We start from the raw sequence: 18101 nt of genomic DNA, 5'->3' as shown, positions 1-18101 counted from the left end.
TAATTACTTCGACAAACCGTTAGGAAGATCCTGTTAGTTATTCATGCCGCCGTAGTTTTTTTAAAGTGACCCGCCGGAATTTCCGAGAACTTGAATCAAATGCTGATAATCGGCCGTCAAGTGGCGTATCATGGCGCTTGACGCTTCTTCTTCGTTACGCTGCTTCATATACTCATAGATTTCCGCGTGCTGGTTATAAATCGTCCAATCGCGGGCTTCGCCCTGGAAATTCATGATCCGGTATAGAAACATCAAGGATCTCAAGTCGTTTAATTGTTTTTGTAAACGGTCATTCCGGCTGAACCGGATAATCAGATGATGGTATTGTTCGTTTAACCGGATCACTTCGTCCTTATCGTATCCATGGGGCTGTTCAATTTTTGATTTGGTTAACCTCAGCGTCTCTTCGATCTGCTTCAATTCCTCATCCGTCGCTTTTTGAACAGCCACACGGACAGCAAGCGCCTCAAGCGCCATACGGCATTGATAAATATCCTCAACGTCCTTTACCGTCGGCTTATAAACGATGATCCGCGATTTGTCGTCAATGATGACCAACCCTTCTTTTTCCAGGGCCCGGATCGCTTCCCGGATCGGACTTCTGCTGACATTCATTTCCTTGGCCAGCCTGGACTCCACAATTCGGTCTCCCGGTTTGTATATACCGTCAAAAATCATTTTTTTGATCGCATGGTACAGTTGATCATAATAGGGCATGGGCTTCTCGACGGAATAGGACTCCATTCATTTCACCTTCTTTTTCTGTCGGCATCAGTATAGGTATAAATGTAATGAATGCCCTCAACGAAGTCAATGTCTGAATCCCATGAACCTCCCGGCTTCGCATGCTCAGGAGCCCTTAAACCCGGAATTTCGTTAAAGCCGCCTCCAATGAATCGGACAAGCTCTCAAGCTTCTCGGACAACCTGACGAGTTCCTCGCTGATATGGGTCTGCCCATGACTGAGTGATGCGACCTCCTCCGTCGTTGCCGACGACTGCTCTGCTACAGCACTGACATTATGAATCGCAGCGCTGAGCGCGTATTGCGATTCATCCAGTCGGTTGATCGATAAAGATACGTCCGTCAGCTTCTGAACAAAGCCGTCCATGTGCTCCTGCACCTGATTGAACAGCGTATCCGCTTCCTTGACGGATGCGATCTGTTCTTGGAACAACGGATAAGCGGTCGACAGCACCGATACCGTCTCATCGATTTCGCTTTGAATCGTCTCGATGATCTGCCCTACCACGTCGATGGATTGTTTGGATTGATCCGCCAGCTTGCGGATTTCGTCAGCCACGACCATGAATCCCTTGCCTGCGGCTCCGGCTCTTGCCGCTTCAATCGCAGCATTGAGCGACAAGATGTTGGTTTGCTTGGTTACATTATGTAATACATCCAATATTTTTCGAATGGAACGCGTGCTTTCCTTTAAATGATCCACTTTTTCAATTAGGGAACGAGTCATTTGTTCGGTAGAGTTCGTCTTGGAGATCAGCTCGACCATATATTCCGTTCCTTGTTTACTAGCTTGCTGCACCTGTGTCGCTGAGTTGACCATATCTTTATTAACCTCAACAACCTGCTCCATTTGCTTGCCGATCGTTTGTATGATGTCGCTTCCGCGTTCGGCCTCGACCGCTAAGCTGCCGGCTCCACCGGCGATTTCTTCTGTAGCCACGGCAATTTCTTTGGCCGATGCCGCCGTTTTCCTGGCAGCCTCTGAAAGTTCGCTTGAGGTGGACAACACCTCTTGGGCGGAGCGATTCGTTTGCTGGACCAATAACGTGATTTGTTCCATCATCTGGTTAAAGCTTTGTGCAAGCTCGCCGATTTCATCCCGGCTGTTCACTGTACAGCGAACGACAAGATTTCCCCGTTCCCCTTCCTTCATCAGGTTTCGGAGTTCGACCAACGGACGGGCAATGATCCGAACAACCAGATACCCGATGCCGCAAGCCACCAATGCCGCAATCAATGTCATCAAAACCGTTATTCCGGAGATTTTTTTGGTTTCCGCCAACAATTCATTCATCGGAACGCTTCCAAGCGTATACCAGCCTGTTTTTGACGACTGCTGATATACAACGAGTTGACTTTCGCCCGACGGATCAACCACAATATCGGAATATTGAGCCTGATCCAAATTGACGGCCACCTTGGAACCGGAACCTACAAGCTCTTCATTAGGATCATACACCATTCGGTGATCCGGGCTGACAATCGCAGCGAATCCGGTTTCCCCCATCTTCACGTCATTCATTTCATTCTGAAATACGCTGTACTTGTATTCAAACAGCACTATCGCATGATCCTGACCGCCTGAAATATCCGGCAGGATACCGGCTAGCGCAAAGGATTTCACCCCTTGTGTTCCGAAAAAACCGTCGTTTCGGGTTTCCAGCCAAACCGGAACGCCCTCAGCGGCAGACGATACTTTTTTAAACCAATCCGTATCGGTAACCTCCGTATTCGGCGGGTTCCCTGTTGTAACGATCGCTTTTCCGTTCTTGTCAAGCAGACTGATGGCATACATCGTATCGGCGTTGGATAATGCGGATATCTGTGCTATGATTTGGCTGCCGATTTCCATCTGATCGAAAGAACCTTCAGGCGCCGAATAATACTTGAGAATGAGTAATTTTAAATCGCTGTCGAACAATGCCTGTTTGAAAATATCCTCAAACGAATTGTACAAAATATCGAGCTTGCGGCTGGTTTGAACAATCGTCTGTAACGACGCATCTGCTACCTTTTCCTGAATCACGTTTTTGGAAATAAAATACGATGACGCTCCCATGGCGACAACCAAAACGACAACGCTGGCAAAAAAGATCAAAAACAATTTCATACCGACGGATTTCATCGGGTTTTTCTTCGTTATAACGAACGTCTGCTTACGGTTATTCCGATCCAATGAGATGATAGAACTCCATGCTTTTTTGAACATTAGGCACCATCCTGTTTAACTCAAAAAAAATGGGAATTCAACCTTCTTGAGATGGTTAAATCAATTGGATAACCAAGTCCTTCAGGTAGTGAATTCCCTTTTTTTGAAGTTTATTATATTTGTGCAGATCTATCCGGAAATATCCACCTCAGAACCGACCGCGGCTTTTACCCGTTGTTTGGTACGCCGGATCAGGATCAGCGAAACAAAGAGAAGTACGAACGCCATGATCAGAATGCTCAACGATATCGGACGTGTAAAGAAAATGGAGAAATCGCCTGACGACATCGACATGGATTGAACAAAGGACTGCTCGAACATCGGCCCAAGAATAAAGCATAAGATCAGAGGAACCACCGGCCAACGGTATTTTTGCAAGAAGTATCCGACTGCGCCGAAAACTAATGCCATGAACACATCGAACAAACTATTTCTTACCGTATAAGCCCCAATAATACTTAATACGAGGATAACAGGAGCCATCACACCGTATGGTACGGTAGTCAGTTTTGCCCATAATCCAACTAACGGCAAATTGAGTACAAGCAGCATCACATTACCGATAAACATACTCGCGATAATCGTCCAAACGAAGCCTCCGCTTTGTTCGAACAAAACCGGCCCCGGCTGAAGTCCGTAGATCATCAAGCCGGCGAGCAGAACGGCAAGCGGCGGAGAACTGGGAATACCCAGAGCAAAAAGCGGGATAAAGCCGGAAGAGCTGGTCGCATTGTTGGCCGACTCCGGTGCTGCCACCCCTTCAATCGCCCCTTTGCCGAATTGTTCCGGGTGCTTGGACACTTTCTTTTCTACGTCATAAGCCAGAAAGGTCGTAACCGCAGTGGAGCATCCGGGTAATAAGCCGAGGACAAAACCGATAAATCCTCCCCGGAACATCGCTTTGTAACTTTTCTTCAGGTCCGCAAAACTCGGATATACGCTGCCGATTTTGCCCGGAGCAATGGCGCCGCTCCTTTCTTCCATCCCCTTAATGACCTCGGTGATGGCGAATAGCCCGATAATGACGCTGATCATATCAATGCCAGCCGATAACGTATCGCTTCCAAACGTAAACCGCATCTGACCTCCGGAAGGCCCCATTCCCCCCATGGAGAACAAATAACCGAAGAGTCCCATGATTAATCCCTTAATAATGGAATTGCCCGCCAAGTTTACAATGACCGTAAGCGCCAACAACATCAATGCAAAATATTCCGGCGGACCGAACTTTAACGCCTGGTCTGCAAGGATCGGAGCAAAGAAGACAAGTCCGATCACCCCCATGGTTCCGGCCACGAAAGAACCGATTGCAGCGATGCCGAGCGCCGGACCGCCTTTTCCCTGCTTGGCCAGCGGATAACCGTCCAAACAGGTCGGCACCGATGAAACCTCTCCTGGAATGTTAAGCAGAATCGCCGTCGTTGAGCCGCCATACATGGCTCCATAATAGATTCCCGCTAACATGATAATTCCTTCTACCGGGCCGAGCACCGTTGTTAAAGGCAGCAAAATGGCGATGGCGGAAGTAGGTCCGAGACCCGGCAGCATCCCGACTAACGTTCCTACAAGTGCGCCCAATATGGCCATCGCAAGGTTAAGGGGTGTAACCGCTTCTGCAAATCCGTGTAAAAGCATGTTTAATGCTTCCATTGTTCATGTTTCACCCCTTCTTTATATATTGAATATTCCCGTCGGGAATGGCATTCCGAGCCAAAAAATGAAAAGGAAATAAAAAATCGTAGTTAAAATCGTTGCGTAAATCGCCGATTTGGCCAAACTGAAAAAACCAAGCACTTTAAACAAACCTATAGAAACCAATAAAGTACTGATCACATAGCCCAAATATTGAATGGCAAACCAATAAGCGAACAATAAACCTAAGGCGAGAAGCATGCTTTTCATGATAACACGGTCCGGAAATTCTACCTTAAAGCTTTCACCCTTTACAAAGAAAACCAACAGCAGACCTAACAAGATTAATGCGCCGCCAACAATCCCCGGCATCGTATGATCCCCGACGAATGTATCCATTCGTGCCGGAAACAAGCGAATCGCTTCCGACATTGCGATGCTCCCGAATATAATGCTGATGATGCCCCCAACACGATCAGACAGCATGTACTCTCCCCCTTCTGTTTGGATTTGACCCGTTACCTTGCAATCTCCTCCTTCTGTCGGTTTACCAACAAAAGGAGGAGATTGTTTTTCCTATCGATTACTTGATGAGTCCCTTATCTTTTACAATTTTCGTGAAGAGTTCCGTTTCTTCTTTTACGTATTTTTCATAATCAGCAGCATTCAAATATGCGCCTTGAACGCTCATCGACTTCAGCTTTTCCTGGAACGCAGGATCCTGCTGCATTTTTTCAATGGTGGTTTCCCATTTCTTCACAACATAATCCGGAACGCCTTTCGGCATAGCAACCCCTACCCAGAACGATGCGGTGATTCCCTTTATCCCTTTTTCCTCCATAGTCGGAGCATCCGGGAAGAATTCGCTGCGTTTATCCGAGGCGATAGCCAGTATTTTCAGCTTGCCTGCCTTAACCAGATTATTGACTTCACTTACCCCTTGAACGCCAAGGGTGATGTGCCCGCCGGCAACCTTGGGAAGCGCATCGCCAGCGCCATTGGTGACGATCAGCTTAGCTTTGGAAAAATCTCCGCCGATGCTATCCAGCCACTGGATGACGCCGAAGGTTGCGATGGCCGTAGGACCATTGCTTGCAAAGGTAAGCTTGTCCGGATTTTTCTTGACCCAGTCATTCAGCTCTTCAATTGTGTTCCAGGGAGCGTCGGCCTTCACGACAAAAGCCAGCGGGTCATTGGTCGTTTTCGCAATAAACTGATAATCATCAATTGTGAACGGCAAGTTCGGAACACCTGCCAATAATCCCGTTACAGCGGAAACACTCTGAGTCACTACGGAATATCCGTCCTTCGATCCTTGCTTCAAAACCGCTTGAGTGCCTGTTGCACCGCCTGCACCCGGTTTGTTAACGACAATCACCGGCTGGCCCCATTCCTTGCTCAAATAATCACTCATGGCTCTTGCGAAAATATCCGTTCCGCCGCCAGCCGCAAAGGGTACGGTGATTTCAATTTGCTTCGTTGGGTATTTCGGTTCTTCTTTAACAGGCGCAGCAGCACCACCGCCCGAAGGGCCTTTCGAGGCTGGGGCCGAGCCGCACCCGGCTACAGCTACCGCCAATAAAGCCGTTGCCAGAATACCGCCAAACGATTTTTTCTTCACATGGAATTCCCCCTATACATTTTATAAAGAAAATCGCTTACAGTAAGCGTTTTCAGTTATAGACTCATCATAGTGGGATTAAAGAAAGAATACAATCTTTCGACCATATTGGTTCTTTTGGTCATTTTGGTCTTTGTGTCCTATTTGTTCAAAAACCGGTTCTCATTGGATTCTAATAACGACTTTCCATTTATAAAAAAATTAACGTTGGAAAATGAAAGGATTGCTCTATTCATTGATGCGTAATTTTTGCTTTGGATGAAATGAAGTCCAACGGTTCATAATAAATCCGGTAAATGAAATAATCTTCACATAAATGGAAAGACAATAAATTCTTTAGGTGAGATGCTATGTTCAAATTTTGGAAAAGGGCTGCGGGCAGAAACGTTCATGAGCAACCTGACGATCTTCAGGAAACGGTTCTAACCATCGATGCCTTAAGACAAATGCTGGATAACATGTATGATGCGGAATTCATTGAACGGCAAACAACCCGAGACCAGAAGGTAGATATTGTATACATAAGAACGTTGATCGACCAAGGACGTTTGAATGAAGCCATTATCGAACCGATCTATCGTTGTTCCCAGGAGACAGTCTATGATTGTATTGCAGACATCAATGCGTCGGCTGTAGGTACGTTACTCGAGGCGCATAATCTGCTTTTACAAGGTTTCGTCCTTGTACATGATTCATCCATTAATCAATGGTGGTCTGTTCCTCTTCAGAATCCGTTAAGTCGAGCTATAGAACCTTCGGAGACGGAAACCATTATCTATGGTCCAAAAGATAGCTTCAGCGAACAAATAGAGCAAAATATCACCATGCTTCGCAGACGCATGCCCATAGCAAAACTAAAGACAGAGATGTTTTCCATAGGTTATCTAAGTAAAACAAAGATCGTTATGATCTATGTTGAAGGTTTGACCAATCCTGAATTTATTTCCACTACAAGAAGCAAATTATCCAATATCGATTTTGATTTGATCCTTGAGTCATCCAACGTGACCGCTTTCATGGATGATCATACGCACAGCGTCTTTCCACAGTATATGCAAACCGACAGGCCGGATGCATGCGCTTATTCTTTAGGGCTTGGCAAATTGATTATCCTGGTAGACAATACACCGTTTGCGATTATCGCGCCCATTACTTTTTTTCATCTTTTTCAATCCCCCGAGGATTATATCAACCGCTGGATGGTGGCCAGCTTTTTTCGGTGCATCCGATATTTGAGCTTTTTTCTAGCCATCACATTGATCCCGCTCTATGTGGCGCTATCTACCCATCATTATCAGATGCTGCCGCTGCAAATTCTTTTCGTTCTGCTGGAGTCCAGAAGTAAATTGCCGTTTACCCCCTTTTGGGAATCGTTTCTGATGCTGATCACCCTGGAGATCATCAAAGAGGCCAGCTTGCGGATGCCGACGAAATCGGGTCAGACCTTGGGAGTCATTGGAGGTATCGTGATAGGACAAGCCGCAGTACAAGCGGGATTCGCCAGTAAAGTGTTAATCGTGTTAGTCGGGATTTCGTCGATTGCTTCTTTTTTGGTTCCCAATTATCTGATGACCAAATCAAACACGCTCATCCAGTTTATTTTACTTGTGCTTTCAGCCTTTCTCGGGATTTTTGGAATAGCGATAGGGTTCATCGCTTTACTTATCCATCTGAATGGGCTTACTTCACTTAAACAACCTTACTTTTCACCTGTAGCTCCATTTCACGCGGGAGAATGGATGGATCTTTTTATTCGAGGGCCCTTGCCATATATGAAAACCCGTCCTGATTCGTTGAAGCCTTTGGATAAACGGCGATATTGGCGGAGGAGATGATCATTTGAGAGAATTTTCCATATTTGAAAAATCGTCCGCCAATGGCGGTATATATGCCATGCTTATCGTAAACCGGTTGCAGCTGCTTTACTTTGCTTTAATGCTTCCCATGTATTTGATTCATTCCTATATGATTTGGGGGATCATTGTCATGGGTATATTATCACAAATCAATCTGACCCTTCTTTCCAAATGGTTCTCCTCGGATACGTCTCCAAAGGATTATCACGGCTTTGTTCAGCTTTTTGGCGAACGGACGGTTCGTATGTTTGCTTTGGTCGGTTGGGTTCTCATTCTAGTCAAAATTACGGTGATCACACTCAGTTATGTGGAAGTGATCCATTATTTCGTTTTCCCCTCTATGAACATATATTGGTTGATTTTGTTTGCTTTTTCCATTAGCTGCTATTTAGCCGTTACGGGAATGGAAAAAGTAATACGATTTGTTGTGATCACTTTTCTAGCTTCATTTTGGATCATTTTATTTTTTGTTCCTTTTTTCATACCGCCGGTTGCTTCGCTTTACGATCTATATCCCCTCATACCGACAAACTGGTCCATGGACTCCTGGAAAGGCTTGTTGTTCATATGGTCGGCTTTGTCAGGTCCCGAATACTTGGTTTGTTTGCTTCCATGGCTGGACAAAGGCCCTAAGCTGTTTAGATATGTATTCGCCGCGAATGCGCTTTCCGTTCTGGAATATGTCATTATATTTGCAGCCGCTTTATTTTTTTATGGCTCCAATTATTTGAGCAAAAGTGAGTTTCCGGTAGTGAATATGATCCGTTATCTGGAATCCCCTGTGTTTGAGCGGATCGATATGATTTTGATTTCCTTTAACCTCTTTCATTTCGTATTCGTCGCTGCCATCTTTATTCTCTTTTTTTACGGAGCTACCCGAATCATGCTCGGGAAGCAGGATAAGCCGCCTACCCGAACGGGCTTTTATGCTAGTTGTATGTTCATTTGTCTATGTTTGCTCATCGCCAATGTGTCATTCTGGCAGGAAGGAACCGAGCATAGCATCGGACTCATCCTGGAGGTATGCTTGAGTGCATTATCCTACTTACTGGTTCCGGCCATCCTTGTGGTTGCCGGCAAATTAAAGGGGCGTGTCTAAGTATGATGATGCGGATCAAGAGGTGTTTGCTAATAGCTCTGTTGTTCACAACGGGATGTTCACCGTTTGTAGAGAACAATACGATTGAAGAAATAGCCCCTGTGGTTTTTTGGTCTTTCAATGAAGGTGAAGAAGGAATGCTAAAAATCAGTACATTGGTTCCTCCGTTAATCAATGAAAAAAAGCGTCTGCTGAGTAAGCAGGTGAAACTGCTCAAGCAAGGGGGAAAGGAATTTAATTTAATTTATTATCGGGAGTTTAAATCCGGTCAGCTTCGGATGGTATTAATCAATAAAAATCTTGCCAAAAAAGGAACTCTCACCCTTATAGATACATTGTTAAACGATCCCGATATTTCTCAACGCCTTTATGTGGCCGTAGTAGAGGGAAGTTTTGAAGACTACATCAAGGGCCAGATAAACAAGCAAGCCCACCTTGATTTTTTTCTTTATCGCATGTTCAAGCATTACGAGGATAGGCATCAAGGTGAAATGAGCATCGTGAATTTACATGAATTCAAAAATCGACTGTACTCTCCCTACACGGATCCTTTCCTGCCTGTATTCAAGGTTGGTAAAGACAATTTCATATATAAAGGAACAGCTTTTTTTCAAGAGGACAAGCTTGTAGGAAGCATCGACAAGCTATATGATCAAATTTTTCAATTGATCAGCAACGATTACTACCTCAAAAACCTTTCTATACCCGATTTAGCTGTAAGTATAGGTCAGGTTCGCTCCAAAACACAAATTCATTTTAATAAGGATTTCTCGGCCATGTCCATCCAGGTGAATCTGCAAGGAAGAATCGAAGAATACCGCGGGGACAAAAATATGTCTATAACGGAAGACTATTTGAGCCTTAATGAAGAGATAGAAACTTTTATGAAAAAGCATACGATCATGTTTCTGAATCAATTACAAAAATGGAATGTTGACCCTATAGGGGTGGGGAAACTTACCCTTCGTCCCTTTTCCCGGCCTATAAGCAATAAAGAATGGTCTTCTTATTGGCCCAGAATGAAGATTAACGTCGAATATCGGATCGATTTTCAACCCATAAAGAGAATGAACCGCTAAATACAGCCTTGGAGTGCCAAGGTGCAAAAAAAGGATGGCATTTTGGCCGAAATTTGATAAGATAGTTGAGGTGTTTGTACATTAACCAGGACCGTCAAGGAGTGTATTGTTTTGAAGCAACCTAAAGAAATCGGGGTTCATGAGCGCCTGCCGCTGCTGCAGAGCTTGCCGCTCAGTCTCCAGCATTTATTCGCCATGTTCGGCGCAACCGTGCTTGTCCCCTTCCTGTTTGAAGTGGACCCGGCCACGATACTGCTGATGAACGGAATCGGAACATTGCTGTATCTTTGGCTTTGCAAAGGGAAAATACCGGCCTATCTCGGCTCCAGTTTTGCCTTTTTGTCTCCTGTATTTGCTGTTTTGTCAGCGGGGCTGCCTTATGAAGCGGCTCTTGGAGGATTTATTGCATCCGGGATTATTTTCACCTTGGTTGCTTTATTAATCAGCAGAGTGGGAACCCGCTGGTTGGACATCGTTTTTCCGCCTGCAGCCATGGGTGCCATCGTCACCGTTATCGGACTGGAGCTGGTACCGGTAGCTGCCGAAATGGCAGGCTTCATCAAACCGGCTGACGTTGCGGAATGGTCGCCTGATCCTAAAGCGATCATCGTCTCTTCCTTCACATTGCTCATTACGATTGTAGGCTCCGTTGTATTCCGGGGCTTTCTGAAGATCATTCCGATTCTTGTCGGCATTATCTGCGGCTACATTCTCGCTTGGTTTATGGGCTTTGTTCAATTTGGAGCAGTTGCGGAAGCGGATATCGTTGCAGCGCCGCACTTTTATTTCCCGCAGTTTAACCTCTCGGCCATCATCATTATTGCACCGGCCGCGCTTGTCGTTATAGCAGAGCATATCGGGCATCTGATTGTGACCGGCAACATCGTCGGAAAAGACTTATCGAAAGACCCGGGACTGGATCGTTCCTTGCTCGGCAACGGGATTTCGACGATCCTCTCCGGCTTCGTCGGCTCCACGCCGAATACGACATACGGCGAGAACATCGGCGTTTTGGCCATATCCCGCGTATACTCTACTTGGGTGATTGGAGGAGCTGCGGTCATTGCCATTATTCTTTCGTTTTTCGGCAAGCTCACCGAAATCATCCGTACCATCCCCGTTCCGGTCATGGGCGGCGTATCTCTCCTCTTGTTCGGCGTCATCGCGGCCTCCGGAGTTCGAATGCTGGTCGAAACCAAAGTGGATTACTCCAAAGCCAGCAATCTGATTTTGACGAGCATTGTCCTTGTGATCGGAATCAGCGGAGCCACCCTGACGATCGGCAGTTTTTCGCTCAAAGGGATGGCGCTCGCGACTGTCCTGGCCATTCTGATCAGCCTCTTCTTTAAACTGCTGGAAAAGCTGAAGCTGATGAACGAATCAAGCGAATAAATTCCGAATAAAGAAAATACCCTGCAGCGGCAGCCATGCCTTTGCAGGGTATTTGGTATTTAAACCATATTACGAGATGGGTTCCAATCCGCCGTACTTGGATATGGCTATCACCAAATCGTGCAGAATGGGCAGAATAAATTGGGACGAGCCCAGCTTGAAGATGCCGCTGCGGTTATGCAGCACCGCTTCTCTTACATACACCCGGTAATGCTGCATGCCTGACTGAATATTTGCGGTCTCGCTTCCGACAGACTTGCTGGTGCTTAGCCGAACCGGACGGGAGCCCGCAGGGAGTTCAAACGGAGTGATGCTGATGATATCCTCCAGCATAATATGGTAATTCGCATGAGGCTTTTGAAAAATCAATTCCTTGGTGGATACCGTTAGACCGAAATCGCGCTTCTTGTGGGATAGCTTCAGGTCGCCCTCGAGCGCCTTGATCTTAATAAAGTTTTCGTTCATCGTTCCTTCCTCCTCGTATTTCTGCTGCGGAATCGCCTGAACGTATGAATAAGATACTGGATAATGCCATGAAACTAGCATACCACAAAACGGGATGTTAGTACTAACCCCTGTGGACAGTTCCTTTCGGCAAAACGGGCGAACGGCTCGTTTTGCCGAAACGACTAGATCCCGACGTGCGCATTCTACGAGCTGGTGCTGCGCGACATCAATGAACGGGACCGATCCCTTCAGCCGGCATACAATTGCTTTCCATTTTGGCAAAAAAATACTTATTGTCCTAAATGATTAATGTAATTAATTTATAGACTTTCGATAGACTCGCTCCGGTCGCCCGACGTCTCCGTAGGACAGGTCCGCTCTCAGCTTATTTTCGACAACCAGATGCTCAAGATATCGACGGGCGGTGGACCTGCTTACGCCAACCAGTTTTGCCGTTTGTTCAGCGGTTAAAGGTGCGTCGGCCTCGGCTATCGCTCCGATGATTTTATCCAGCGTAAGCTTGTCGATGCCTTTCGGAAGGGAAACGCCGACCACCTGTGCTTCTTTTTTTCCCGGGCCTTGAAGCAGGCGATCGATCTCGTCCTGACTGATATGGGCGTTTTCCCGCCGAAGCTGACGGATCGTATGGTAAAAGGTCTGGTAACGCAGCAGGGTTTCCCGCATCCGGTTAAACAGAACAGGCTTCATGATATAATCAAAAACGCCCCCACGGATCGCTTCCCGAACGGCATCTACTTCCTTGGCCGCGGTGATCATAATCACATCCGTTTGTCTGAATTCTTGTCCGATCATCCGGAGAAGCTCGAGTCCGTTTGTTTCGGGAAAATAAATATCGAGCAGCACCAGATCCGGCTCCAATACCTGCAGCATTTCTACCACCTGCGTCTCATCGGTAGCCATTCCGATGACGGAGAATCCCTCGACCTTCTCGACAAAGCGCCGGTTGATTTCCGCAATGCGTTCATCGTCCTCAATAATCAGGACTTGAATCGGACACCGTCCCTCCATCTCATTCTCCATCCAAAATCACTCCTTCGTAACGAAAGCTGTGCCTGCGGGGACTGCATTGGGGTTCCGTTTAGGAATAACGACGAAAAAAATCGTTCCGTGATCTGCGGACGGCTCATGCTGTATCGTTCCTCCAAGCCTTTGCACAGCGTGCTTCACCAAGGAAAGTCCAATGCCCCTGTGCTCGCCCTCTTTGCTGGATACTCCCCTCTCAAATATGCTGTCGGACCAATGCGGCGGGATTCCCGGCCCGTTATCTTCACATTCGATCATTAAATCATCACCCAGATCGCTCAAAAATAGGGTGACTTTTTTCTCTTCGTCGATCGAATGCTCAAGATGAGCTTCCATGGCATTGTCCGCCAGATTCCCGATGATGGTTACCAGCAGATCCTTGTCAATCCATCCGGGTACATCCCTGAAAGAACTCTCCCGGTCGATTTCAAATTGAATTTTCAACTCTTGCGCCCGGTTATATTTGCCGATGAGAAGTCCGCCAATAACCGGGTCGGGAATTTCACGCATGATGAACTGAATCAGGTTTTGATGGACGTCGGATTCTCTTGAGATCATCTCAACCGCCTCTTGATACGATTCGAGCTGAATCAAACCCGAGATGACATAAAGCTTATTGGAATATTCGTGCGTTTGCGCCCTCAGTCCTTCTGCAAATCGTTTGACCTGAGACAGCTCTTCAGCCAAACGAAACAATTCGGACTTATTCCGGAAGCTGGCCACAGCACCTATGACCTCCTGTTTCCGGTTGAAGACAGGAACTCTGTTGACTACAACCTCTTGTCCGTTGATCAGCATCATTTCGTCAAAATGGGATTGCCCCGTACGGATGACCTCCAGCAGCCGGGTGGTCGGTACGACGTCCTGAATCGGTTTTCCCAGCAATTCTGCATCGTCCTTCAGACCAAGGATGTGCAGTGTCTGCTGGTTGGCCATGGTGATCCGCCCGCTGCTGTCTATCGCCAGCAGCGCCTCGCGGATCGATTCGAGTATCGCTTTCTTCTCCATATAAAGAGCGCCGATTTCTTCCGGCTCCAATCCGTGAATGGATCGGCGGACCCCTCTGGCGATCATCACCGCCCCAATTAGCGCAACCAGCAACGCGCCAATGGCGATGATAAAAATCTGTCGCTGGTAGACGTCATCCCATTGATTAATATCATCGATCATAAAACCGATAGAAACGATGCCGATCACATCTCCATTGTCGGAGTGAATCGGTACTTTGCCCCGCAGCGAAGGGCCAAGCGAGCCTTCGGCTTCAGAAATGATCGACATCCCCTGCAGTACCGGCCCGTTATCTCCCCCGACCATTTCCTTGCCGATCCGGTCGGGGTACGGATGGGAATAGCGTATTCCATCTCGGTTGCCGATGACGATGAATTCAGCCCCTGTTTTGGAGCGGATGTCCTCCGCTATCGGCTGAATGACGGATGACGGATCCGGCAAGTCGAAAGCATATCTGATTTCCGGAATCGAGGCCACCGATTCGGCTACCTTTAAGGCTCTTGTGCCGATTTGATCCTTCAACAAGGAAGTCACCATATATTCAATAACGACGCTTAAAAGAACAAGCACCGTGAACAGCAGCGAACAGATGAGTACGATGAGCTTGGTTTGCAGCCTCACTTTCGTTTCGTTCTCCCTCCGCAGATCATAATATTATTAGCATACAATATTCAGCCGATGAACGAAACAAATCCCCTCACTGATGTTAAAGTCAGTGAAGGGACGGAAAAGCAGAATACGATTATCCTTCTTCGTTGACAAGCACTTTTTTGCCGCGCATCTTGAGCAGCAGAGGAATCGTAATCCAAAGAAGCGCAAGCAGAAGGAATACCAGAGAAAGCGGCTTCTGCAGGAAAATCATAAAATCGCCATTGGAGCCCGTAAGCGCCCGCCGCATATTGTTCTCGATCATTGGACCGAGAACGAGACCCAGCACCAGCGGTGCCAACGGGAAGTCATTGCGAGACAGGCAATAACCGGCTAGTCCGCATCCGACCAAGAGCATCAAATCAAATACCGACGCTTGTACGGCATAGACACCGAACACCGAAATCGCGACGATGCCCGGAATCAAATACTTCGGCGGCGTTTCGATAATTTTTGCGAACACTCTAACCAGCGGCATGTTTAAAATAAGCAGCATGAGATTACCGATAAACATACTTGCGATCAGGCCCCAAGCCACTCCGGGATGCTCTTCAAACAGCAGAGGACCCGGCTGAACATTGTACATGATTAATGCGCCCATCAGAATGGCCGTCGTTCCGGACCCCGGAATGCCCAGCGTCAGCAGCGGAATCATTGCGCCTCCGGCAGCTGCGTTATTTGCCGTTTCCGGTGCAGCTACGCCTTCAATGGCGCCTTTGCCGAATTTCTCGGGATGTTTGCTTACCTTTTTCTCCATAATATAAGAGAAAAAGGATGCCAGTGTTGCGCCTGCGCCCGGCAATATGCCGATGAAAAAACCGAGCAGCGATGAACGGACCATGGGCATCGCACTGTCTTTCATGTCCTGTTTCGTCGGCAGGATACGGTTGATTTTGGCAAGGGTGCCATCGTTGGACTCCCGTTCCAAAATCGTCTTGAACACTTCTCCCAGTGCGAAAAGCCCTACAGCCACGGTCAGAAATTCCAGACCTTGATATAACACCGGAAGTTCGAACGTAAAACGTGCCACGCCGGATACATTGTCTATACCGATGGTTGCGAGCAATAGTCCGAGAATCGTCATGATCATGGCCTTGGTCATCGATTTTCCGGCTAAACCGCTAACTGCACATAAGCCAAGGATCATTAATGAGAAATATTCGGCAGGCCCGAATCGAATCGCAACCGCAGACAGCGGTTGTGCCAGGAAGATCAGACCGATCAATGCGAACATCCCTGCTACGAACGAACCGATCGCCGCGATGGCTAATGCGGCTCCGGCCCGGCCTTGTTTGGCCATTTGGTAACCGTCGATGGCGGTTACGACAGATGATGACTCCCCTGGCGTATTCAGCAGTATCGAAGTCGTCGATCCTCCGTACATCGCGCCGTAATATACGCCCGCCAAAAGGATGATCGAGCTTACTGCCGCTTCATCCGGAGGCATGCCTCCTGTAATCGACGAAGTGATAGGGATCAGCAGCGCTACGCCGCTCATCGGTCCGATGCCGGGCAGAACCCCTACCGATGTGCCGATAAGAACGCCAAAGAAAGCGAAGAGCAGATTGTGCCATGCAAAAGCAGTGATAAAGCCGTCCATTAAATATTGCATTGTGCTCATAATGTTTCCCTCCTAAGGTGCCGCTCTCCTGTTATAGTCCCAGCCAAGCAGGGAATCCCGGCAGCGTACCCTGAAGCACGACGACGAATAAATAATAAACCCCGCCTGAGCAAAGCGCTGATACAATGATGGCCGAAATCCACCGGTCGCGCTTCATTGTTTGGAACCCGATGAGTAAAAATAAAAATGTACTGATGACGTACCCGATATGTTCCATAGAAAGACCGTATAAAATCGTTGCGGATAATATAATACCGAAACGCTTATAGTCAAGCTTAGGCTTTGAAGAACGATCTTGGGCAGCCGGATATTTGACGGCTTCATAAATCAATCTTGCACTAAGCAGCATTAGAATAATGCCTAAAATTAACGGAAAAATAGATGGCCCGACGTTGCTTCCGTAGGCGCTGGAAGATATGGACCGGCTGCCCAAGGCAAACGCCGCGCCAATCGCTAAAAATACAATGCCTGCCGAGCGGTCAAACGTTTTGTTCATAGGTGTTTTCCTCCCCGCACCATCCAAAAGATCGAAGAAGAGAGCAGCCGTTGATCCAGGCTGTCTCATTCTTCTTATCGATGAATTTCTTTTCTTATTTATTTCGCCATATCCAATGCGGTCAGCATCTCTTTAATAAGCGACTCCTGCTGATCCAGGAAGGCTTTAAAATCGCTGGAGTTTTTGTAGTCTTTTTCCCAGGTATTCGCTTGAAGCTCTTTATTCCAGGCTTCCGAATCGTTCAGTTCTTTCAGCTTTGCGTCCCAGTACGCAAGGGCATCCGGGCTCATCTCTTTCGGTCCGAAAATACCGCGCCAGATATTGAACTCCGCATCGATTCCCTGTTCTTTAAGCGTCGGAACATCTTTCAGAAGACCGCCCAGGCGTTCGGGAGAAGCAATGGCCAACACCCGGATTTTTCCGGCCTTCAGATATTCGCCTACACTGGAAGCATCGGTAGCGATGACGTCGGCGTTTTTACCCAGCAGCGCCGTCATGGCTTCTCCGCCTCCATCATAAGACACATATTTCACTTGTTTCGGATCGATACCGGATTTAAATGCGGGCAGTACGGCAACCAAATGGTCCATGGATCCCGGTGCGGAACCGCCGGCAATCGTCACCTTCGCCGGATCGGCCTTTAACGCATCCATAACAGATTTCATATCCTGAAATTTGGAGTCGGCCGACACCACAATAGCTCCGTAGTCCTTCGTCAATTGAGCAAGCGGTGTAGTATCTTTATAGCCGAATGAGCTGTTGCCTTCCTTCTTCAAGTTGTTGATCAGGATCGGAGGAGAGCTGACGAACAGCTTGTAATTGTTTTTCACATCTTTGGTGGCATATTCCGCCATGAATACCGTTCCTCCGCCTCCCGGTTTGTTCTCCACCGTCATCGATTGGCCGATCATTTTGTTTTCGCCAAGCACTTTGACTATGGATCTCGCCGTCCTGTCCCAACCTCCGCCTGCGCCGGAAGGAGCCACCACGATGATCGGCTTTTCCGGATATTTCGATGCCGCGGGGGTTTTGGAACCACCTTCACTTGCTTGCGGCGTGCCCGAGCCGCTTCCGCATGCAGTCAAGCTAACGGCCATTACGCCAGCCAGTACCATTTTCCAGGAACGACGAGACAGTGTTTTTAACATCATTTTTGAGGACCTCCCTGATATGCTTTTTCGATATGATAGCGCTTTCCATATTGC

15 protein-coding genes are annotated in these 18101 nt (G+C 47.4%); 4 read left to right on the top strand and 11 right to left on the bottom strand.

Annotation, left to right across the window (positions count from 1 at the left end; genetic code table 11):
* Nucleotides 1-60 precede the first annotated feature (60 nt).
* From NR121_RS17020 to NR121_RS17000, 5 genes are all read right to left on the bottom strand, one after another.
* Nucleotides 61-744, bottom strand: a complete 684-nt coding sequence (locus NR121_RS17020) for a GntR family transcriptional regulator (RefSeq protein WP_054818418.1) — start codon at nt 742-744, stop codon at nt 61-63.
* A gap of 115 nt (nt 745-859) precedes the next feature.
* Nucleotides 860-2953 carry a methyl-accepting chemotaxis protein gene (locus tag NR121_RS17015; RefSeq protein ID WP_256831534.1) on the bottom strand — a complete coding sequence of 698 codons (2094 nt, stop codon included), beginning with the start codon at nt 2951-2953 and terminating at the stop codon, nt 860-862.
* A 129-nt stretch (nt 2954-3082) separates the two neighbouring features.
* Complete coding sequence (locus NR121_RS17010) at nt 3083-4603, bottom strand: tripartite tricarboxylate transporter permease (protein WP_054818413.1); 1521 nt, start codon at nt 4601-4603, stop codon at nt 3083-3085.
* A 21-nt stretch (nt 4604-4624) separates the two neighbouring features.
* Nucleotides 4625-5071, bottom strand: a complete 447-nt coding sequence (locus NR121_RS17005) for a tripartite tricarboxylate transporter TctB family protein (RefSeq protein WP_062408399.1) — start codon at nt 5069-5071, stop codon at nt 4625-4627.
* A gap of 97 nt (nt 5072-5168) precedes the next feature.
* A complete protein-coding gene (locus NR121_RS17000) occupies nt 5169-6206 on the bottom strand; it encodes a tripartite tricarboxylate transporter substrate binding protein (protein WP_062408400.1) in 1038 nt (345 codons plus the stop codon).
* A 350-nt stretch (nt 6207-6556) separates the two neighbouring features.
* On the opposite strand from NR121_RS17000, the gene NR121_RS16995 reads away from it, so the two are divergent.
* The 4 genes from NR121_RS16995 (at nt 6557) to uraA (ending at nt 11632) form a co-directional block, all read left to right on the top strand.
* Nucleotides 6557-8041 carry a spore germination protein gene (locus NR121_RS16995; RefSeq protein WP_256831528.1) on the top strand — a complete coding sequence of 495 codons (1485 nt, stop codon included), beginning with the start codon at nt 6557-6559 and terminating at the stop codon, nt 8039-8041.
* Between the two features lie 4 nt (nt 8042-8045).
* Complete coding sequence (locus tag NR121_RS16990; RefSeq protein WP_256831527.1) at nt 8046-9161, top strand: GerAB/ArcD/ProY family transporter; 1116 nt, start codon at nt 8046-8048, stop codon at nt 9159-9161.
* Nucleotides 9162-9163: 2 nt separating this feature from the next.
* Nucleotides 9164-10240, top strand: a complete 1077-nt coding sequence (locus tag NR121_RS16985; RefSeq protein ID WP_256831525.1) for a Ger(x)C family spore germination protein — start codon at nt 9164-9166, stop codon at nt 10238-10240.
* Between the two features lie 111 nt (nt 10241-10351).
* Nucleotides 10352-11632: a uracil permease gene (uraA, locus tag NR121_RS16980; protein ID WP_054818410.1), complete on the top strand. Its 1281-nt coding sequence runs from the start codon at nt 10352-10354 to the stop codon at nt 11630-11632.
* Nucleotides 11633-11701: 69 nt separating this feature from the next.
* Here uraA and NR121_RS16975 read toward each other — a convergent pair whose 3' ends face one another.
* The 6 genes from NR121_RS16975 to NR121_RS16950 form a co-directional block, all read right to left on the bottom strand.
* Nucleotides 11702-12097 (bottom strand): hypothetical protein, encoded by a 396-nt coding sequence (locus NR121_RS16975; protein WP_054818409.1) that lies wholly within the window; start codon nt 12095-12097, stop codon nt 11702-11704.
* Between the two features lie 297 nt (nt 12098-12394).
* On the bottom strand, nt 12395-13120 hold the full coding sequence (locus NR121_RS16970) for a response regulator (RefSeq protein ID WP_256831524.1): 726 nt from the start codon (nt 13118-13120) through the stop codon (nt 12395-12397).
* Nucleotides 13121-13126: 6 nt separating this feature from the next.
* The gene (locus NR121_RS16965) at nt 13127-14752 is read right to left on the bottom strand and encodes an ATP-binding protein (protein ID WP_256831522.1); all 1626 of its coding nucleotides are present in this window, start codon (nt 14750-14752) and stop codon (nt 13127-13129) included.
* 121 nt (nt 14753-14873) lie between these two features.
* Nucleotides 14874-16400 (bottom strand): tripartite tricarboxylate transporter permease, encoded by a 1527-nt coding sequence (locus NR121_RS16960; RefSeq protein ID WP_062408406.1) that lies wholly within the window; start codon nt 16398-16400, stop codon nt 14874-14876.
* Nucleotides 16401-16431: 31 nt separating this feature from the next.
* The gene (locus NR121_RS16955; protein ID WP_054818408.1) at nt 16432-16896 is read right to left on the bottom strand and encodes a tripartite tricarboxylate transporter TctB family protein; all 465 of its coding nucleotides are present in this window, start codon (nt 16894-16896) and stop codon (nt 16432-16434) included.
* A gap of 98 nt (nt 16897-16994) precedes the next feature.
* Complete coding sequence (locus NR121_RS16950; protein WP_256831538.1) at nt 16995-18044, bottom strand: tripartite tricarboxylate transporter substrate binding protein; 1050 nt, start codon at nt 18042-18044, stop codon at nt 16995-16997.
* Nucleotides 18045-18101: the final 57 nt, after the last annotated feature.

The sequence above is a fragment of the Paenibacillus sp. Pae15 genome (assembly GCF_024519685.1).
Lineage (GTDB): Bacteria > Bacillota > Bacilli > Paenibacillales > NBRC-103111 > Paenibacillus_G > Paenibacillus_G naphthalenovorans.
This window is presented reverse-complemented; position numbering and strand designations above follow the sequence as displayed.

Bases quoted from the DNA above. Each gene is read 5' to 3' on its own strand.
- NR121_RS17020 (WP_054818418.1), bottom strand. From the start codon at position 744: ATGGAGTCCTATTCCGTCGAGAAGCCCATGCCCTATTATGATCAACTG.
- NR121_RS17015 (WP_256831534.1), bottom strand. From the start codon at position 2,953: ATGTTCAAAAAAGCATGGAGTTCTATCATCTCATTGGATCGGAATAAC.
- NR121_RS17010 (WP_054818413.1), bottom strand. From the start codon at position 4,603: ATGGAAGCATTAAACATGCTTTTACACGGATTTGCAGAAGCGGTTACA.
- NR121_RS17005 (WP_062408399.1), bottom strand. From the start codon at position 5,071: ATGCTGTCTGATCGTGTTGGGGGCATCATCAGCATTATATTCGGGAGC.
- NR121_RS16995 (WP_256831528.1), top strand. From the start codon at position 6,557: ATGTTCAAATTTTGGAAAAGGGCTGCGGGCAGAAACGTTCATGAGCAA.
- NR121_RS16985 (WP_256831525.1), top strand. From the start codon at position 9,164: ATGATGATGCGGATCAAGAGGTGTTTGCTAATAGCTCTGTTGTTCACA.
- NR121_RS16975 (WP_054818409.1), bottom strand. From the start codon at position 12,097: ATGAACGAAAACTTTATTAAGATCAAGGCGCTCGAGGGCGACCTGAAG.
- NR121_RS16970 (WP_256831524.1), bottom strand. From the start codon at position 13,120: ATGGAGAATGAGATGGAGGGACGGTGTCCGATTCAAGTCCTGATTATT.
- NR121_RS16960 (WP_062408406.1), bottom strand. From the start codon at position 16,400: ATGAGCACAATGCAATATTTAATGGACGGCTTTATCACTGCTTTTGCA.
- NR121_RS16955 (WP_054818408.1), bottom strand. From the start codon at position 16,896: ATGAACAAAACGTTTGACCGCTCGGCAGGCATTGTATTTTTAGCGATT.
- NR121_RS16950 (WP_256831538.1), bottom strand. From the start codon at position 18,044: ATGTTAAAAACACTGTCTCGTCGTTCCTGGAAAATGGTACTGGCTGGC.